The sequence below is a fragment of the Achromobacter sp. HNDS-1 genome, assembly GCF_040084795.1.
Taxonomy (GTDB): domain Bacteria; phylum Pseudomonadota; class Gammaproteobacteria; order Burkholderiales; family Burkholderiaceae_B; genus Achromobacter; species Achromobacter ruhlandii.
Genome location: NZ_CP157584.1, coordinates 3628041 through 3646027, shown reverse-complemented (window position 1 = coordinate 3646027; position 17987 = coordinate 3628041). Strand labels below are relative to the sequence as shown.

The 17987-nt window shown below is 68.2% G+C and carries 16 protein-coding genes; 13 read left to right on the top strand and 3 right to left on the bottom strand.

Features of this window, described 5'->3' with window-relative positions:
* Positions 1–117: 117 nt before the first annotated feature.
* Positions 118–1731, top strand: coding sequence for an ABC transporter substrate-binding protein (locus ABFG95_RS16895; protein ID WP_054433099.1), 1614 nt, complete (start codon positions 118–120; stop codon positions 1729–1731).
* Between the two features lie 90 nt (positions 1732–1821).
* Here ABFG95_RS16895 and ABFG95_RS16890 read toward each other — a convergent pair whose 3' ends face one another.
* Positions 1822–2736 carry a LysR family transcriptional regulator gene (locus tag ABFG95_RS16890; RefSeq protein ID WP_049070861.1) on the bottom strand — a complete coding sequence of 305 codons (915 nt, stop codon included), beginning with the start codon at positions 2734–2736 and terminating at the stop codon, positions 1822–1824.
* A 164-nt stretch (positions 2737–2900) separates the two neighbouring features.
* Here ABFG95_RS16890 and ABFG95_RS16885 point away from each other — a divergent pair, with 164 nt between their 5' ends.
* The 11 genes from ABFG95_RS16885 to dapD all read left to right on the top strand — a co-directional run bounded on the left by ABFG95_RS16885 (position 2901) and on the right by dapD (position 15128).
* On the top strand, positions 2901–4337 hold the full coding sequence (locus tag ABFG95_RS16885; RefSeq protein ID WP_278992570.1) for a M20 family metallopeptidase: 1437 nt from the start codon (positions 2901–2903) through the stop codon (positions 4335–4337).
* A gap of 53 nt (positions 4338–4390) precedes the next feature.
* A complete protein-coding gene (locus tag ABFG95_RS16880; RefSeq protein WP_049070857.1) occupies positions 4391–5362 on the top strand; it encodes a succinylglutamate desuccinylase/aspartoacylase family protein in 972 nt (323 codons plus the stop codon).
* A 65-nt stretch (positions 5363–5427) separates the two neighbouring features.
* Positions 5428–7068, top strand: coding sequence for an ABC transporter substrate-binding protein (locus ABFG95_RS16875; protein WP_049070855.1), 1641 nt, complete (start codon positions 5428–5430; stop codon positions 7066–7068).
* 50 nt (positions 7069–7118) lie between these two features.
* The gene (locus tag ABFG95_RS16870) at positions 7119–8096 is read left to right on the top strand and encodes an ABC transporter permease (protein ID WP_006392551.1); all 978 of its coding nucleotides are present in this window, start codon (positions 7119–7121) and stop codon (positions 8094–8096) included.
* 5 nt (positions 8097–8101) lie between these two features.
* The gene (locus ABFG95_RS16865; RefSeq protein ID WP_026385154.1) at positions 8102–9019 is read left to right on the top strand and encodes an ABC transporter permease; all 918 of its coding nucleotides are present in this window, start codon (positions 8102–8104) and stop codon (positions 9017–9019) included.
* 130 nt (positions 9020–9149) lie between these two features.
* Positions 9150–10133 carry an ABC transporter ATP-binding protein gene (locus ABFG95_RS16860; RefSeq protein ID WP_049070854.1) on the top strand — a complete coding sequence of 328 codons (984 nt, stop codon included), beginning with the start codon at positions 9150–9152 and terminating at the stop codon, positions 10131–10133.
* The gene (locus ABFG95_RS16855) at positions 10130–11140 is read left to right on the top strand and encodes an ABC transporter ATP-binding protein (RefSeq protein WP_278992571.1); all 1011 of its coding nucleotides are present in this window, start codon (positions 10130–10132) and stop codon (positions 11138–11140) included. Before ABFG95_RS16860 ends, ABFG95_RS16855 begins: the two co-directional genes overlap by 4 nt.
* A gap of 5 nt (positions 11141–11145) precedes the next feature.
* Positions 11146–12051, top strand: a complete 906-nt coding sequence (locus ABFG95_RS16850; protein ID WP_026385153.1) for a hydrolase — start codon at positions 11146–11148, stop codon at positions 12049–12051.
* Between the two features lie 33 nt (positions 12052–12084).
* The gene (locus ABFG95_RS16845; protein ID WP_238909767.1) at positions 12085–13215 is read left to right on the top strand and encodes a M20 family metallopeptidase; all 1131 of its coding nucleotides are present in this window, start codon (positions 12085–12087) and stop codon (positions 13213–13215) included.
* A gap of 196 nt (positions 13216–13411) precedes the next feature.
* Entirely contained in the window at positions 13412–14038 is a 627-nt protein-coding gene (locus tag ABFG95_RS16840; protein WP_100508988.1) for a hypothetical protein, read from the top strand.
* 109 nt (positions 14039–14147) lie between these two features.
* Positions 14148–15128, top strand: a complete 981-nt coding sequence (dapD, locus tag ABFG95_RS16835; RefSeq protein WP_100508989.1) for a 2,3,4,5-tetrahydropyridine-2,6-dicarboxylate N-succinyltransferase — start codon at positions 14148–14150, stop codon at positions 15126–15128.
* A 40-nt stretch (positions 15129–15168) separates the two neighbouring features.
* On the opposite strand, the gene ABFG95_RS16830 is transcribed toward dapD, so the two are convergent.
* Entirely contained in the window at positions 15169–16101 is a 933-nt protein-coding gene (locus tag ABFG95_RS16830) for a GlxA family transcriptional regulator (RefSeq protein WP_348994801.1), read from the bottom strand.
* Between the two features lie 125 nt (positions 16102–16226).
* Here ABFG95_RS16830 and ABFG95_RS16825 point away from each other — a divergent pair, with 125 nt between their 5' ends.
* Entirely contained in the window at positions 16227–17063 is an 837-nt protein-coding gene (locus ABFG95_RS16825) for an SDR family oxidoreductase (protein ID WP_049070847.1), read from the top strand.
* On the opposite strand, the gene ABFG95_RS16820 is transcribed toward ABFG95_RS16825, so the two are convergent.
* Complete coding sequence (locus ABFG95_RS16820) at positions 17030–17869, bottom strand: class II glutamine amidotransferase (protein WP_049070845.1); 840 nt, start codon at positions 17867–17869, stop codon at positions 17030–17032. The genes ABFG95_RS16825 and ABFG95_RS16820 overlap by 34 nt on opposite strands.
* Between the last annotated feature and the right edge of the window lie 118 nt (positions 17870–17987).

Sequence of the window (17987 nt, the reverse complement as noted above, 5' to 3'; positions counted from 1 at the left end):
GCCTGGCGCCAAAAACACCGCAAGCCCCCCGGCCGACGTTGCGTTCCCCCGGTTGGCCCCGCCGCTGTTTCCCCCCGCCAGCACGATCCGGTTCGTTCCCCATCCGGAGTTGTCACCATGAAGTTGCGCACCACCCTGGCCCTTGTGGCCGCCGCCATTCCCTTGGCCGCTGCCCAGGCCCAGACGCTGAAGATCGGCCTGTCCGCCGAACCCACCTCGGCCGACCCCCACTACCACAAGATGACGCAGAACGACGCGTTCTCCGCGCACGTCTACAGTTCGCTGGTGGGTCGCAGTGCCGACATGAAGCTGGTGCCCGCGCTGGCCACGTCCTGGAAGAACCTCGACGACCTGACCTGGGAATTCAAGCTGCGCGACGACGTCAAGTTCTCCAATGGCAAGCCGTTCACGTCCGAAGACGTGCTGTTCACGATCTGCCGCACGCTGAACAACGAGACCAACGTGTCGCAGTCCTACATGGACACGACCAAGCTGATCACCGACGTGCAGACGCCGGATGCGCACACCGTCATCATCAAGACCGGCGCCCCCTTCCCGCTGATGCCCGCCGAAATGGCGCGCTCGCTGCCGATCATCTGGAACGGCATCGTCGAGCACGGCAAGCTGACGTTCGACCCGAAGAAGGGTTGCGGCGTGACCGGCGCCTGGCCGACGGTGGCCGACTTCAACAACGGCAAGGACGCCATCGGCACCGGCCCGTACACCCTGAAGTCCTACGTCAAGGGCACCGGCATCGAGCTGGTGCGCAACGAGAACTACTGGGGCCCGAAGCCCTACTGGAAGGAAGTGAAGTTCGTGCCGGTGCCGGCCGCCGGCCCGCGCCTGACCGGCCTGCTGTCGGGCGACTTCGACATGATCGAGAACCCCGCCGCGCGCGACCTGCAGCGCCTGAAGGACAACCCCAAGTTCGGTTTCGTGGCCACGCCCTCGACCCGCCTGGTGTTCTTCCAGCCCGACGTGGCGCGCAACCCGAGCCCGTTCGTCAAGAGCGCCGACGGCAAGAACCCGCTGCAGGACCTGCGCGTGCGCCGCGCGATTTCGATGGCCATCGACCGCAAGACCATCACCGCCCGCATCATGGACGGCATGGCCACCCCGGCCTACCAGTACATGCCCGACGGCATGTTCGGCGCGCTGCCCAAGGCCCCGGAAATCAAGTACGACCCGGAAGGCGCCAAGAAGCTGCTGGCCGAAGCCGGCTACCCCAACGGCTTCGAGCTGACGCTGTCGTCGACCAACGACCGCTACGTCAATGACGGCCAGGTGGCGCAGGCCGTGGCCCAGTACCTGGCCCGCGTCGGCATCAAGACCAACGTCGACGCCATGACCGCCTCGATCTACTTCCCCAAGCGCGCCAAGCGCGAGTTCAGCTTCTCGATGGGCGGCTGGCCGGCGGAAACGGGCGAAGCCTCGGCGCTGTTCCAGCTGTGGGTCGCCTCGCTCGACTCGCCCAACAGCCTGGGCACCAGCAACTACGGCGGCTTCACCAACGCCGACTTCGACAAGGTCTACAAGCAGGCCATCGTCACCGTCGACGCGCCCAAGCGCGAGAAGCTGCTGCAGGAAGCCACCCAGATCGCGCTGGACAACGTGCCGCTGATTCCGCTGCACTTCGAAAGCAGCATCTGGGCCTTCCGCAAGGGCATCTCCTATGAAGGCCGACGCGACCAGTTCACGCTGGCCACCTCGGTCAAGCCCGACGCCAAGTAATCCGGCGCGCGCGACAGGAAAACGGCTGCCTTCGGGCAGCCGTTTTTCTTTGGATGCGCGTCGCGTCCCCACCGGGCGGCCGTGGCGGTCTCAGGCGCCCGGCCCTTGCGCCAGCAGCACGTCCAGCTCGCGCGACAACAGGTCGATGAAGGCTTCCGTCTTGGGCGGCAGCTGGCGCCCCTGCATGACGTGCAACTGCAAGGTGCGCGACTGCAACTGGGCGTTGGAGATCGGCACCGCCACCAGCTCGTCGCGCTTGAGGCTCCAGGCCACCGAGATGTAGCCGCTGAGCATGATGGCGTCGGAACCAAACACGAAGCCATGCAGCGGCGAGGAATCATTGCAGGTAAAGGTCGGTTCGAGCTGCACCGATTCCAGCAGGCAGCCCATCTCGAACAGATGGCGGGTGGTGGTGCCAGGGCCGGTCAGCGCCAGCGGGTAGCGGCCCAGGTCCTGCAGGCTGACGCTCTTGCGGCCGGCCAGCGGGTGGCCCGCGGCCATGACGGCGTGCACCGGCGCGCGCCGCGAATAGCGCACGCTGACGCCGCTGAGCCGTTCGACGTTGAAGGTCATGCCCAGTTCGACGCTGCCTTCGGCGACGCGGCGGGCGACATCGGCCGGCGTGCCCACATGCAGATCGAAGCGCGCCTCGGGCCAGTCGCGGCGAAAGCGCGCCATGGCCGACGGCAGGAAGATGCGCGCCACGCCCTCGACCGCCGCCATGCGGATCTCGTTGCGCGCCATGCCCTTGAGCGCGGCGATCTCCTGCAGCACCGAATCCGATTCCAGCAGCGTGCGCCGCGCGTGGGCCAGCAGCAGCCGGCCGGCCTCGCTCAGCACCATGCCGCGCGCGGCGCGCTCGAACAGCGGCGCGCCCGCTTCTTCCTCCAGCTTGGCGATCTGGCGGCTGATGGCGGACACCGCCACGTGCAGGCGTTCGGACGCCCCGCTCAGGCTGCCCGCCTGGGCGACCTCGACAAAGTAACGCAGGGCGATGCCGTGCATGTTTCCCCCTCGCTGGGGCCTGACGCCGATGAAAATAGCTTTGCCTTTTTTGCAAAGCTTCCGATAAATATTCTAATTGTAGAGAAAGCTTCCCTGATCCTAGAATTTGCGCAACGATTCAGCAGGGTGCGCAATGACGCGCCCTGCCAGACAAGGGGAAGTCCGTGCCAGCAGCAGTCACGAGCGCCAGCCGCGCCGCCGCCATCGGCCGCGCGGTCGCATATGCAGATAGCGGCGCCTTGCAGCGCGATCTGGCGGAGCTGGTCGCGCACCGCACCGAAAGCCAGAACCCGGACCAGCGCGCCGCGCTCTACGACTACCTGCGCGCGGCGGTCGCGCCGCGCCTGGAAGCGCTGGGCTGTTCCTGGCGCGTGGAGGACAACCCCGTCGCCGGCGGTCCGCCGTTCCTGCTGGCCGAGCGCATCGAGGACCCGGCCCTGCCCGCCGTGCTGATGTACGCCCACGGCGACGTGGTGCGCGGCTATGACGAGCAATGGCGCGCCGGCCTGGCGCCGTGGCGCCTGACGGCCGAGGGCGATCGCTGGTACGGCCGCGGCGCCGCCGACAACAAGGGACAGTACTGCGTCAACATGACCGCGCTGGAGCAGGTCCGGGCCGAACGCGGCGGGCGCCTGGGCTTCAACCTGCGCATGCTGGTGGAATGCGGCGAGGAAGTCGGCTCGCCCGGCCTGCACCAGGCCTGCGCCGCGTGGCGCGAGTCGCTGGCGGCGGATGTCTTTATCGCCTCCGACGGGCCGCGGCTGGCGGCCGACCTGCCGACGCTGTTCCTGGGGTCGCGCGGCACGCTGCTGTTCGACCTGACGGTGGACCTGCGCGGCCACGCCCACCACTCCGGCAACTGGGGCGGCGTGCTGCCCAATCCCGGCCTCATCCTGGCGCACGCGCTGGCCAGCCTGGTGGATGCGCGCGGCCGATTGCTGGTCGACGGCCTGCGTCCGCCGGCGATTCCGCCCGCCGTGCGCCAGGCGCTGGCGGACATCCAGGTCGGACAGGACGACGACGCCCCCGAGATCGACCCGGACTGGGGCGAGCCCGGCCTGTCGCTGGCCGAGCGCCTGTTCGGCTGGAACACGCTGGAAGTGCTGGCCTACAAGACCGGCAACCCCGACAACCCGGTGGGCGCGATTCCGCCTCGCGCCAGCGCCACCTGCAACCTGCGCTTCGTGGTCGGCACCGACTGGCGCCAGGCCGAGGGCATCCTGCGCCAGCACCTGGACGCGCAGGGCCTGCGGCAGGTCCAGGTTCGCGTGCGGCGCGGCACGCCGGCCACCCGGCTGGACCCGGACGATCCGTGGGCGCGCTGGGCCGTGGCCTCGCTGGCCGCCACCACCGGCAAGACGCCCGCGCTGCTGCCGAACCTGGGCGGCACCGTGCCCAACGACGCTTTCTCGGAAGTGTTGGGGCTGCCCACCATCTGGGTGCCGCATTCCTATCCCGCCTGTTGCCAGCATGGCCCCGACGAACACCTGCTCGCCTCCGTGGCGCGCGAAGGCGCGGCGGTGATGGCCGGCCTGTTCTGGGACCTGGGCGAACAGGGCGCGGCCGTGGCCGCGCAACGCGAGCGCCTGACCGCCACCTGACCGCCTTCGGGCGCCATCCCTTATACAATCCCCCTCGCTTGATCGGAGTTCCCATGTCCTCGTCCCCTACCGCGTCCCGTCCGCGCCCCTTTTTGCTCGCCTGTCCGGATCTGGCGGCCGAGCGCGTGGGCAACACGGATACCCCCGGCGTCTGGCATTTCGACTCCGGCGTGCCGGGCAAGCGCGTGATGCTCAGCGCCCTGGTCCACGGCAACGAGCTGTGCGGCGCCTGGGCCCTGAAGGATGCGCTGGCGGCCGGCCTGCGGCCGCGCCGTGGTTCGCTGACGCTGGCGTTCTGCAACCTGGCCGCGTTCGACCGCTTCGACCCCGCCAACTACGCGCCGGCGCGCTTCGTCGATGAAGACATGAACCGCGTCTGGAGCGACGACAAGCTGGCCCAGCCCATCAGCCAGGAACGCCGCCGCGCTGCCGCCCTGCGCCCGTGGGTGGCGCAGGCCGACTGGCTGCTGGACTTCCACTCGATGAGCAATTCCGATGTGCCGCTGCAGCTGACCGGCATGGAACAGCGCAACATCGACCTGGCCCTGTCGCTGGGCAACCCCGCCACGATCATCGCCGACGCCGGCCATGCCGCCGGCGTGCGCATGCGCGACTACGGCCGTTTCGGCGAGGCCGGCGACAACGGCACCCGTTCGCTGCTGATCGAATGCGGCTTCCATGGCGCGCCCGAGGCGCGCGGCGTGGCGGTCGACCAGATGGCGCGTTTCCTGGTGGCGGCCGGCACCGTGGACGAGGCCGACCTGCCCGCCGCCTGGTTCGCCCCCCAGGCCAGCGCCCAGCGCGCGCTGCGCGTGACCCACGCGATCGCCGCCAAGAGCGCCGACTTCCGTTTCGCCGAGCCCTGGAAGGGCCTGGAGACGCTGGCGCGCGCCGGCACCGTCATCGGCTGGTCCGAGGGCGAGGCCGTGACCACGCCGTACGACAACTGCGTCCTGATCATGCCGTCGACCGCCAACCTGCGGGCCGGGGTGACGGTGGTGCGGCTGGCGCAACCGATCGTTTGATGCATCGCGCGGCGCGCCCTTGCTGGCGCGCCGCCTCATATAAAAAAACCACCAAGGGAAGCAGCATGTCCGCAAACGTTTTCATCCGCAGCGCGTTATCGACCTGTACGCTGGCGGCCGCCCTGGCCGCTGGCGCCATGGCCCAGGCCCAGTCGGCCCCGCAGACGCTGCGGATCGGCCTGTCGTCCGAACCCACGGCGATGGACCCGCACTACCACCAGGTCACGCCCAACGACGCGATGACCTCGCACATCTTCGAGACGCTGATCGGCCAGGACGCCAAGATGAATCTGGTGCCGCGGCTGGCGACCGCCTGGAAGGCGGTGGACGACACCACCTGGGAATTCACGCTGCGCGACGGCGTGAAGTTCTCCAATGGCCAGCCGTTCACGCCCCAGGACGTGATCTTCACGCTGTGCCGCGCGTTCCACAACGAGCAGTCGATCGGCGGCTCGTACCTGAGCGTGGTGCAGAAGCTGGCCAGCATCGACGTGCGCGACGGCAACGTGCTGGTCATCAAGACCCACCTGCCCTACCCGCTGCTGCCCAACGACCTGACCCGCAACGCCATGCTGTGGAGCGGCATCGTCGAGCATGGGCCGATCCGCTTCGATCCCAAGAATGGTTGCGGCGTGACCGGCCCCTGGCCCACCATCAGCGACTTCAACAGCGGCAAATCCGCCATCGGCACCGGCCCGTACACGCTCAAGTCGTACGTCAAGGGCAGCGCCATCGAGCTGGCGCGCAACGACGCCTACTGGGGCGACAAACCGGCCTGGCCGAACGTGCGGCTGATCCCGGTGCCGGCCGCCGGCCCGCGCCTGACCGGCCTCCTGGCCGGCGACTTCGACCTGATCGAGAACCCCGCCGCGCGCGACGTCAAGCGCATCTCGGAAACGCCGGGCTTCGGCTACGTCATCACGCCGTCGGTGCGGGTGGTGTACTTCCAGTTCGACGTGGCGCGCAGCCCCAGCCCGATGGTGCGCGCCGCCGACGGCAAGAACCCGCTGCAGGACGTGCGCGTGCGCCGCGCCATCTCGATGGCGATCGACCGCAAGGCCATTACCGCCCGCATCATGGACGGCGCCGCCACCCCGGCCAACCAGTTCCTGCCCGACGGCATGTTCGGCACGCTGCAGCCGCCGCCAGAACTGAAGTACGATCCGGCCGCCGCCAAAAAGCTGCTGGCCGAGGCCGGCTACCCGGACGGCTTCGAGCTGACCATCTCGTCGACCAACGACCGCTACATCAACGACGCGCAGATCTCGCAGGCCGTGGCCCAATATCTGTCGCGCGTGGGCATCAAGACGACCGTGGATGCCATGACGCGCTCGGTCTACTTCCCCAAGCGCGCCAAGCGCGAGTTCAGCTTCGCCATGGGCGGCTGGTCGTCGGAAACCGGCGAGGCCTCGTCGTTCCTGCAGTACTGGGTCAGCGCCTTCGACAAGGAACACGGCCTGGGCACCAGCAACTACGGCGGCTATGACAATCCGGCCTTCGACAAGGTCTTCAAGCGCGCCCTGACCACCGTCGATCCGGCGGTGCGCGAAAAGCTGCTGCAGGAGTCCCTGACCCTGGCGCTGGCCGACCTGCCCAGCATTCCGCTGCATTTCGAAAGCAGCATCTGGGCGTTCCGCAAGGGCCTGACTTACGAAGGCCGCGCCGACCAATACACCCTGGCCATGTCGGCCAAGCCCGCTAATTAAGATCGCCGTTTCCGGCGCCTGCAACCCCGAGCCCACCAAGGAAATATCACGTGGCCCTTTTCATCCTACGCAGACTGATCCAAAGTCTGTTCGTGCTGCTGGCCGTCTCGGTCGTGGTCTTCTTCGCGGTGTATGCCGTGGGCGACCCGATCGAACTGCTGGTCAGCCCCGAAGCCAGCCAGGCGGCGCGCGAGGCGATGATCGCCCGCCTCGGCCTGGACCTGCCCGTGTGGCAGCAATACACAGGATTCCTGTGGCGCGCGCTGCACGGCGACCTGGGCACGTCGTTCGTGCACGGCATCCCGGCCATCGAGCTGATCGTGCAGCGCATCCCCGCCACCTTCGAGCTGGTGATCGTGGCCATCGGCCTGACCTGTGTGATCGGCATTCCGCTGGGCCTGGTGGCCGGCCTGTACCGCGATGAGCCCCTGGGCCGCGGCATCATGGCGTCGTCGGTGCTGGGCTTCTCGCTGCCCAACTTCTGGCAGGGCATGATGCTGATCCTGCTGTTCGCGGTGTGGCTCGGCTGGCTGCCCGCCACCGGCCGCGGCGACACCGTGACGGTGCTGGGCGTGCGCCTGTCGATCCTGACGGCCGACGGCTGGTCGCACCTGATCATGCCGGCCATCAACCTGGCGCTGGCCAACATCGCGCTGGTGCTGCGCCTGACCGCCTCCGGCGTGGTCGAGGCCCGCAGCCAGGACTACGTGAAGTTCGCGCGCGCCAAGGGCATCAAGCCCGGCCGCATCGTGCGCCGCCACATCCTGCGCAACATCCTGATCCCGGTGGTCACTGTCATCGGCATGGAATTCGGCAGCCTGATCGCCTATTCCACCATCACCGAGACCGTGTTCGCGTGGCCCGGCATGGGCAAGCTACTCATCGACAGCGTCTACCAGCTCGACCGGCCCGTGGTGGTCGCGTACGTGATGCTGGTCACCCTGATCTTCGTGGTCATCAACCTGGTTGTGGACATCCTGTACGCCGCGCTCGATCCGCGCGTGCAGCTCGTGACCCCTGCTCAATAATCGTCATGGCTCAATCTCCCAATACCGGCCGCACCCGTACCGTCCAGCCCCTGGCCGATACGCCCAAGCGCGCCTCGATCCTGAAGAAACTGCGGGCCCGCCCGACCGTGCGCGGCTCGGTCATCGCGCTGGCCATCCTGGTGCTGCTGGTGGTGTTCGCGCCCTACTTCGCGCCGCAGAATCCCTATGATCTGGCCAACCTGTCGCTGATGGACGGCCGGCTGGCGCCGCGCCAGGCGCTGATGGACGGCAGCATCGCCTGGCTCGGCACCGACGACCAGGGCCGCGACATGCTCAGCGCCATTCTCTACGGCCTGCGCATCAGCCTGATGGTGGGCCTGTCGGCCGTGGTGCTTGCCACCGCCGTGGGCGGCGCGGTCGGCCTGGTGGCCGCCTACGTCGGCGGCCTGGTCGACACCGTGCTGATGCGCATCGTCGACTTCATCCTGGGTTTCCCGACCATCCTGGTGGCGCTGGTGCTGCTGGTGGTGCTGGGGCGCGGGGTCGACAAGGTGATCCTGGCGCTGGTGCTGGTGCAGTGGGGCCACTATGCCCGCATCATGCGCAGCCGCGCGCTGCAGGAGCGGCGCAAGGAGTACGTCGAGGCCGCCGCCAACCTGGGCTTCCCGGCCTGGCGCATCATGGTGTTCCACCTGCTGCCAAACTGCCTGGGCCCGGTCATGGTGTTCGCCACCATCCAGATCGCCACCGCCATCGCGCTGGAGGCGACGCTGTCGTTCCTGGGCGTCGGCGTGCCGATCACCGAACCGTCGCTGGGCCTGCTGATCTCCAACGGCTTCCAGTACCTGCTGTCGGGCGACTACTGGATCAGCCTGTTCCCGGGCATTGCGCTGTTGCTGCTGATTCTCTCTATCAACATCGTGGGCGACCGCCTGCGCGAAAGCCTGGATCCGAGGAAATGACCCACCCCCGAAGCGCTTCGCGCTCCCCCCTCAAGGGGGCATGCCAGCGGACCGGCGGAGCCGGCTCCGCGGCATCCCGATTGGGCAAGGCCTCCCGCCTGCTTGGCGGCTGGCGCAATGGACAAATGATATGAGTGACACGCTTCTAGAAGTGCGCGGCCTGCGCACCGCATTCCATACCGAGGCCGGCGCCTGGCTGGCGGTCGACGGCGTCGACCTGACCGTGCGCCGCGGCGAGATCGTGGGCCTGGTCGGCGAGTCCGGCTCGGGCAAGTCGGTCACCGGCTTCTCGCTGCTGGGCCTGATCGATCCGCCCGGGGAAGTCGTCGACGGCGAAGTGAAGTTCAAGGGCAACGACCTGCGCAAGCTCTCCGAAGAGCAGATGCGCCAGTTGCGCGGCAACCGCATCGCCATGATCTTCCAGGACCCGCTGATGACGCTCAACCCGGTGCTGCGCATCGGCGAGCAGATGATGGAAGCCATCCTGACGCACGAGGACGTGCCGCGCGCCGAAGCGCTGGAACGCTGCCGCGAGGCGCTGGCCATGGTCGGCATTCCGTCGCCGGAGAAGCGCCTGAAGAGCTACCCGCACGAGTTCTCGGGCGGCATGCGCCAGCGCGTGGCGATCGCCATCGCCATGCTCAACAAGCCGGACCTGATCATCTGCGACGAGCCGACCACGGCGCTGGACGTGACCATCCAGGGCCAGATCCTGTACCGCATGCAGGAGATCTGCCGCGAGCACAATACGGCGCTGATCTGGATCACCCACGACCTGGGCGTGGTGGCCGAGCTGGCCGACCGCGTCGCGGTCATGTACGCCGGCCGCATCGTCGAGAGCGGCCCGGTCGAACAGGTGCTGGACGCGCCGCGCCATCCGTACACCCGCGGCCTGCTGGACTCGATGCCCGGCGCCACCACCCCGGGCGCGCGCCTGCACCAGATCAACGGCATGGCGCCCAGCCTGGCCGGCCGCCCGTCGGGCTGTGCCTTCCGGCCGCGCTGCACCCACGCGGTCACGCGCTGCACCGAACAAGCCCCCACCGTTACCACCGAAGGTTCGCGCAGCTATCGCTGTTACGTCCCGATCGCCCGCGAGGCCGAGCAAGCATGAGTCAAGCCGATACCCCCGTCATCGAGCTCAGGAACGTCCACAAGCGCTTCGAACAGCGTCCCGACCTGGCCCAGCGCATCCTGGCCCTGGGCGGCCGCCCGATCGACCGCCGCACCGTGTACGCCGTCAACGGCGTTGACCTGCGCATCGGCCGCGGCGAAGTCGTCGGCCTGGTGGGCGAGTCCGGCTGCGGCAAGTCCACCCTGGGCCGCGTCGTTGCCGGCCTGCACCACCAGACCGAAGGCGACCTGCTCTACCAGGGCCAGGACGCGCGTCGACTGCGCGGCGCCGACAAGCTGGCCTACACACTGGGCGTGCAGATGATCTTCCAGGATCCGCAGGCCTCGCTCAACCCGCGCCAGCGCCTGCGCCAGATCCTGGGCGAATCGCTCAAGGTGCACAAGCTGGCGCCGCCGGCCGAGATTCCCGCGCGCATCGACCAGGCCCTGAAGGAAGTCGGCCTGGACACCGAGTACCGCGATCGCTTCCCGCACCAGATTTCGGGCGGCCAGCGCCAGCGCATCGGCATCGCCCGCGCGCTGATGGTGGCGCCCAAGTTCCTGGTGTGCGACGAACCGGTGGCGGCGCTGGACGTGTCGATCCAGGCGCAGGTGATCAACCTGTTCATGGACCTGCGCGAGCAGCACGGTTTCACCTACCTCTTCATCAGCCACGACCTGGGCGTGGTGCGCCACATCTCGGATCGCGTGGCTATCATGTACCTGGGCAAGATCGTCGAGATCTCGACCTCGGCCGAGATCTTCGCGCGCGCCAACCATCCGTACACCCAGGCCCTGATGGCCGAGGTGCCGGACGTGGCGCGCCGCGGCCGCAAGTTCACGCCGATCAAGGGCGAGATCCCGTCGCCGCTGAATCCGCCGTCGGGCTGTACCTTCAACCCGCGCTGCCCGCACGCCATGCCGCGCTGCCGCGAGCAGGCGCCGACGCTGAAGGAAATCTCTCCGGGCCACTGGTCGGCCTGCCACCTGAACGAAGCCACCGCCTGAACGCCATGAAACCCTCTGACATGTCCAACGTGGACCGCATCGCCATCGAAATGGGCCATGCCGGCCGCAACGCCATCACCTATATCGACGAGGATCGCAATTCCGATCGCCCGTTCAAGCTGCAGACCTACCGCCCCTACGGCTACACCCCGGATCGCCCGGTGGTGATCGTGCAGCACGGCGTGCTGCGCAACGGCGACGAATACCGCGACTTCTGGGTCGAGGCCGCCGACAAGCACAAGCTGCTGATCGTGGCGCTGACCTTCTCCAACGAGATCTGGCCCGGCGTGGAAAGCTACAACAATGGCCGCGTGTTCTCGGCCGGCGGCAATCCGCGCCACATCGACGGCTGGACCTACGCGCTGGTGGGCAACGTGATTCGCGACATGATCGCGGCCGAGATCACCGATGGCGAGAACGTCTACCTGTTCGGCCACTCGGCCGGCGGCCAGTTCGTGCACCGCCTGATGAGCAGCCAGTCGCACGCGCCGTTCAAGGCCGTGACGGCCGGCAACCCCGGCTGGTACACCCTGCCGACCTTCGACTACCCCTTCCCCGAAGGCATGGACGGCGTCGGCCTGACCGAAGACCACCTGGTCAAGCTGCTGGCGTACCCGATGACGATCCTGGCCGGCGACCAGGACATCGCCACCGACGATCCCAACCTGCCGTCGGAACCGGCCGCCATGCGCCAGGGCCCGCACCGCTTCGCCCGCGCCCACAACTATTTCGAGGCCGGCCGCAAGGAAGCCGAGCGCCGCGGCGTGCCGTTCAACTGGACGCTGCAGGTGGTGCCCGGCATCGGCCACGACGGCCGCGCCATGTCCGCGGTCTGCGCCAGCCTGTGGTTCGAGGGCGGCATGCCGAGCGACGCCGAACTGGCCCGCCTGGCCGGCCAGCAGGTCGCCTGAACGTTCCCTTTCATTTCCGCTAGCAGAATCGCCATGTCCTCCACTTCCCGCACTGAACAACTCGTCGCCGGCATCCAGAGCTGGCTGCAATGCGAATCGCCTTCGAACTTCCCCGACGGCATCGCCGCGATGGCCCGCATCATCGCCGACTACGCCGCCGCGGCCGGTCTGACGGTGGAACTGTCCTCCCTCGGTCCCGCCACCGGCCCGCTGCTGTACGCCACCAACCGCGCCCCCGGCGACACCCGCCCCGGCATCCTGATCCTGGCGCACATGGACACGGTGCATCCGGTCGGCACGTTGCTGGAGAACCCGGTGCGCATCGAGGGCGACCGCCTCTACGGCCCCGGCAGCTACGACATGAAGGCCGGCATCTACCTGGCGCTGACGGCGCTGGCCAGCGTGGCCCGCCCCGGCGCGACGCAACTGCCGGTGGACTTCCTGGTGGTGCCCGACGAGGAAACCGGCAGCCATGCCTCGCGCGCGCACATCGAACGCTTCGCCGCCAATGCCAAGTACGCCCTGGTGTGCGAACCGGCCCGCCCCAACGGCGGCAAGTGCGTGACGGCGCGCAAGGGCACCGGCATGCTGAACCTGAACGTCAAGGGCCGCCCGGCCCACGCCGGCATGCAGCACGAGAAGGGCCGCAGCGCGATCCGCGAAATGGCGCACCAGGTGCTGGCGCTGGAAGCGATGACGGACTACGAGCGCGGCATCACCGTGAGCGTGGGCACCATCGCCGGCGGCACCGTCACCAACACCGTGCCGGCGCTGTGCCGCTGCGTGGTGGACTTCCGCGTGCCCGACATGGGCGCGGCCGAAGACGTGCTGCGCCGCATGCGCGAGCTGTGCGCGGTGGGACCGGACGTGGAACTGGACATCGACGTGGAACTGAACCGCCCGCCGATGGTGAAGACCGAGGAAGCCGCCGCGCTGCTGGCGCTGGTGCAAGGCTACGCGGAACGCGCCGGCTTCCTGCTGGAAGACGCGCCGATGACCGGCGGCGGCAGCGACGCCAACTTCACCTCGGCCATGGGGATCCCGACGCTGGATGGCCTGGGCGCGGACGGCGACGGCGCGCACACGCTGAACGAGTACATCCTGGTGTCGACGCTGGAACAGCGCCTGAAGTTCTGGGAGTTGTTGTTGAAGGAACTTGCTTAACTACTGCCTTACCGCGGCGTCTCCAGGAGGTTGGCGCCGCGGAGGGCTGGGCATAATGAAACGCCCGGGTCGGCTTGAGACTCACGCAGGGCCAGATGGGGGAGCCGGAGAAAGCGGACATGGGTCGTGTTTCGGAGTATTTACATTTTTTATAAAATGATACATTACTCCCCTTTCACTCACCTCCTGCCAAACCATGCTGCGCCACCTGCTCGCGATTGCCCTGTTCTTCAGTCTCGCCGGATGCGGGACCACGTTGAAGCCCGTCAAGCCCAACGCTCAAACCGGTTTGTTCCCGACGACCGTCGCCGTCACGCCGTCTCATATCCAGGTTGCCGAGCCATTCAATCCAGCCTACCGCCACATGGCGTTCCTCAAGTTCAACGCCGATCGGCCGAATCCGCAATTCGTCGCGTACTTCCAGACCTCCATCAAAAACATGGAGGTATTCGAACAGGTCGTGACTAAAGCCGAGATCGAGCCAATGATCATCGAAAAGCAGTTACAGGAAAAAGTGACGAATGTTTCCGATCTGCTGGGGCTGAATCTCCTAAGCAAGCAGATCGGCAATTTTCTTATCATTGATGTGGACAGCCAATGGAAGGGCAGCTACAACTTCGAGAGTACATTACAGGCAATCGACGCGAGCACCGGCAAGACCATGTTCAAGAGCTCGGTTCAAGCCTTCAACTGGGACGGCCTCGATGTGCCGATGTTCCGCCCCATGCTCAATGCCTTCGTCCTCTGGACGAAAGATAAACTGCCCAGCGCTCAGGCAAGCGCCGCCACGGCTACCACTGGTCCGGCCGCGATCAGTCGCTGAAGACAGCGAGGCCGGCGTGGTCCTGGCCACGCCGGGTGCTACCCGGCAAGACGCGACCAGCTCCGGCTTCGCCTAGAATATCCGCCGGAGAAGCTCAGCAAGAATGCCCATGCATGCACCCACCGCCACCAGCGCCATCGCCTACGGCCTGGCCACGATCGCAGCCGACGGCACCGTCCTCGATACCTGGTATCCGCGCCCGTCCCTGACCGACAAGACGCCGGCGGGCGGAACCCGGCACCTGACGCCCGAAGAAGCCCGCGCCGCGCTCGGCGAGCACGTGCCCACCTCGCTGGGACGCGACACCCGGCGCAAGGTCGACATCGTCGCCGTGCGCACCGCCATCGCCTCGCTCGACCAGCCGCCCGCCGACGCGCACGACGCCTACCTGCGCCTGCATCTGCTCAGCCACCGGCTGATCCGGCCGCACGGCGCCAACCTCGACGGCCTGTTCAACGTGCTTGCCAACGTCGCCTGGACCTCCGCCGGCCCCTGCGCCGTCGACCAGGTCGAGGCGCTGCGCTGGCAACTGCGCGCCACCGGGCAGATCCTCGAAATCCGCGGCGTCGACAAGATCCCGCGCATGACCGACTACGTCGTGCCCGTTGGCGTGCGCATCGCCGACACCGCGCGCGTGCGGCTCGGCGCGCACCTGGCGGCCGGCACCACCGTGCTGCACGAAGGCTTCTGCAACTTCAACGCCGGCACGCTCGGCGCGTCGATGGTCGAGGGCCGCATCAGCGCCGGCGTTATCGTCGACGACGGCACCGACATCGGCGGCGGCGCCTCCATCATGGGCACCATGTCCGGCGGCGGCAAGCAGGTCGTGGCCATTGGCAAGCGCTGCCTGCTGGGCGCCAACTCCGGCATCGGCATTTCGCTGGGCGACGACTGCGTGGTGGAAGCGGGCTGCTACATCACCGCCGGCACGCGCGTGCTGACGCCGGAGGGCGCGGTGGTCAAGGCCGTGGAACTGGCCGGACAGCACGGGCTGCTGTTCCGCCGCAATTCGCAGACCGGTGCGGTCGAAACGCTGGTGCGCACGGCCGCCTGGGGCACCTTGAACCCGGCGCTGCACACCGGGCACTGAACGGGCGGGCCCGTCGCGGGCCCGCGGCGCGGCGCCGTCGTCAGGCGTGCAGCAACCGCCGCATCGCCTGCGGCGACTGGCCGAACGCGCGCAGAAAAGCCTTGCGCATGCGGTCGCGGTCGCCAAAGCCGGTTTCGCGCGCCACCACCTCGGCCGCGTGGCGGCCGGACTGCATCATGTCCTGCGCCGCCTCCAGGCGCAGATGTTCCACCGCCTTGGCCGGAGACTGGCCCGTTTCCTGGCGGAACACACGGCTGAACTGGCGCGGGCTCAGGTGCGCGGCGCGCGCCAGCTCGTCCACCGACAATTCGGCCTTCAGGTTGGCCTTGGCGTAGGCCAGCGCCGTCTGCACCCGATCGGACTTCGCATCCAGCTCCAGCAACGCCGAATACTGCGACTGTCCGCCCGCCCGGCGTTGTGTCAGCACCAGCTTGCGCGCGACCGCGCGCGCCATGTCCGCCCCCAGGTCCGCCTCCACCATGGCCAGCGCCAGATCAATGCCGGCGCTCATGCCCGCCGAGGTCCAGATCGGGCCGTCGGCCACGAAGATGCGGTCCTCGTCCACCTTGACCCGCGGATACTCGCGCTGCAGGCGCCGCGCATAGAACCAGTGAGTGGTGGCGCGGCGGCCGTCGAGCAGGCCGGCCTGCGCCAGCACGAACGCGCCGGTGCACATCGAGGCGCAACGGCGCACCCGTTCGCTGGCGCCGCGCAGCGCGCGCAACAGGCTCTCGGACGCGCCCTCGCCGGTGTTGTCGCCGGCGACGATCAACGTGTCGAACGTGCGCCGCCCCAGCTTCTGCGTGTCCTGCGCAAACCCCAGCGAACTGGCCACCGGGCCGCCGTGCTCGGACACCAGGACGACGCGATAGGCCGGTTCGCCGCACTGGCGGTTGGCCATCTCGAAGACGGCGCTGGCCGCCAGGCTCATGAGCTGGAAGCCGGGGTGCAACAGGATCGCAATGGTTTTCATGGCTGGACCGTCTGCTTTCATCGCATGTCCTGAAAAGACGTTTCTATGTCATTGAGGATATTCCATCCCGGTTCTACTCTGCAAGCGTACCGGCACTACCCGCCGTCCCCATTTCGGAGTCCTTCATGAGCAACACCCCGTCTGGCAAATCCCCCGGCCGCGCCCTGGTCACCGGCGCCTCGTCCGGCATCGGCGCGCGCTACGCCCACCACCTGGCCCATCGCGGCCACGACCTGACGCTGGTGGCGCGCAACGTCGAACGCCTGGAAACCCTGGCCGCGCGACTGCGCGCCGAGACCGGCCGTGACGTGCGCGTGCTGCCAGCCGACCTGTCGCGGGCCGACGGCGTGCAACGCGTGGCGCAAGCGCTGCGCGAGGACGACTCGCTGACCCTGCTGGTGAACAACGCCGGCATCGGCGCGGTGGCGCCGCTGCTGCAATCCGATCCCGCCCAGATGCAGGCCATGATCGACCTGAACATCAGCGCCCTCACCCACCTGACCATGGCGGCCGCGCCCGCCTTCGTGGCGCGCGGCGGCGGCACCATCATCAATATCGCGTCGATCGTCGGCCTGCACCCCGAGCTGCTCAACGGCGTCTACGGCGCCAGCAAGGCCTATGTGCTGGCCTACTCGCAGTCGCTGCGCCACGAACTGGCGGACAAGGGCCTGCGCGTCCAGGCGGTGCTGCCCGGCGCCACCGGCACCGAGTTCTGGGACCTGGCCGGCAAGCCGGCCAGCGAGTTGCCGTCCGCCATCGTGATGAGCGCGGACGACATGGTGCGCAGCGCCCTGGCGGGCCTGGACCAGGGCGAGTTCGTCACCATCCCGTCGCTGACCGACCCGGCGCTGCTGGAACGCCTGGAAGCGGCACGCCAGGCCCTGGGGCCGGAACTGTCGCGCAACACGCCGGCGGCGCGCTATGGCATTCAGGCGCCCGGCGGCACCGGCACGAACGGATAGTGCTCGACGCGGCCCCGGCCCGCGATGATGGCGGTGGATTCGGGCACCTCTTCCCAGGCGCCCGGCATCTCGCTCAGCGGCTCGGACAGCAACAGGAATGCGTCATCGTCCAGCGCCGCGACCTTCGGATCGTCGGGATAAAGCTCGCGCAGGTGCCGCACGCAGGTGTTGTGGAACAGCGTGCGCGAATCGCGCTCGCTGGAATAGCGCACCGCGATCAGGCGCTCGCCATCCAGCGCGCACACGGTCATGTTGATGGGCCGGGCCACCCCGTGGCGCCGGCCGGTCTCCTCGACCGCGCCGACCATGCGCGCCAGCGCCGGCAAGGCGTCTTCCTCCAGGCCGAAGGTCAGCGCCAGCAGGAACATCACTTCGGAATCGGTCGACCCTTCCAGTGAACCGAAGTAGGCCGGCGCGATCATCAGCATCAGGTCGCGCCGCAGCAGCGGATAGTCGCGGATCACGCCGTTGTGCACGAACAGCCAGTTGCCATGGCGGAACGGATGGCAGTTGGTTTCCTGGGCTGGCGTGTCGGTGGCGGCGCGGATGTGCGCCACGAACAGCGGCGAATGGATGGCGCGCGCGGCCTCGCGCAGGTTCCGGTCGTTCCAGGCCGGATGCACGCTGCGGTAGCGGAACGGCGGCTCGGGCGGCCGGCCGTACCAGCCCAGGCCGAAACCGTCGCCATTGGTGGTGGTGGCGCCCATGCGCGCATGCAGGCTCTGGTCGATCAGCGAGTGCGTGGCCTTGAACAGCACGCTCTCCATTTGCAGGGGACTCCCGGTGTAAGCCAGCCAGCGGCACATGATGCGCTCCTTGAAAACCGGCCCGGCGCGGGCTCGCCGGGTCCGCCCCAGTGTAGGAGCGAGGCGCAATTTTCTACAAGCCCGGCCCGGCGCCGGCGGGCATAGTGAGGACCTGTCT

What these genes read in the sequence shown, in the direction of transcription:
- ABFG95_RS16895 (WP_054433099.1), top strand. Translation starts at nt 118, where the DNA reads ATGAAGTTGCGCACCACCCTGGCCCTTGTGGCCGCCGCCATTCCCTTG.
- ABFG95_RS16890 (WP_049070861.1), bottom strand. Translation starts at nt 2,736, where the DNA reads ATGCACGGCATCGCCCTGCGTTACTTTGTCGAGGTCGCCCAGGCGGGC.
- ABFG95_RS16880 (WP_049070857.1), top strand. Translation starts at nt 4,391, where the DNA reads ATGTCCTCGTCCCCTACCGCGTCCCGTCCGCGCCCCTTTTTGCTCGCC.
- ABFG95_RS16875 (WP_049070855.1), top strand. Translation starts at nt 5,428, where the DNA reads ATGTCCGCAAACGTTTTCATCCGCAGCGCGTTATCGACCTGTACGCTG.
- ABFG95_RS16865 (WP_026385154.1), top strand. Translation starts at nt 8,102, where the DNA reads ATGGCTCAATCTCCCAATACCGGCCGCACCCGTACCGTCCAGCCCCTG.
- ABFG95_RS16860 (WP_049070854.1), top strand. Translation starts at nt 9,150, where the DNA reads ATGAGTGACACGCTTCTAGAAGTGCGCGGCCTGCGCACCGCATTCCAT.
- ABFG95_RS16855 (WP_278992571.1), top strand. Translation starts at nt 10,130, where the DNA reads ATGAGTCAAGCCGATACCCCCGTCATCGAGCTCAGGAACGTCCACAAG.
- ABFG95_RS16850 (WP_026385153.1), top strand. Translation starts at nt 11,146, where the DNA reads ATGAAACCCTCTGACATGTCCAACGTGGACCGCATCGCCATCGAAATG.
- ABFG95_RS16845 (WP_238909767.1), top strand. Translation starts at nt 12,085, where the DNA reads ATGTCCTCCACTTCCCGCACTGAACAACTCGTCGCCGGCATCCAGAGC.
- ABFG95_RS16840 (WP_100508988.1), top strand. Translation starts at nt 13,412, where the DNA reads ATGCTGCGCCACCTGCTCGCGATTGCCCTGTTCTTCAGTCTCGCCGGA.
- dapD (WP_100508989.1), top strand. Translation starts at nt 14,148, where the DNA reads ATGCATGCACCCACCGCCACCAGCGCCATCGCCTACGGCCTGGCCACG.
- ABFG95_RS16830 (WP_348994801.1), bottom strand. Translation starts at nt 16,101, where the DNA reads ATGAAAACCATTGCGATCCTGTTGCACCCCGGCTTCCAGCTCATGAGC.
- ABFG95_RS16825 (WP_049070847.1), top strand. Translation starts at nt 16,227, where the DNA reads ATGAGCAACACCCCGTCTGGCAAATCCCCCGGCCGCGCCCTGGTCACC.
- ABFG95_RS16820 (WP_049070845.1), bottom strand. Translation starts at nt 17,869, where the DNA reads ATGTGCCGCTGGCTGGCTTACACCGGGAGTCCCCTGCAAATGGAGAGC.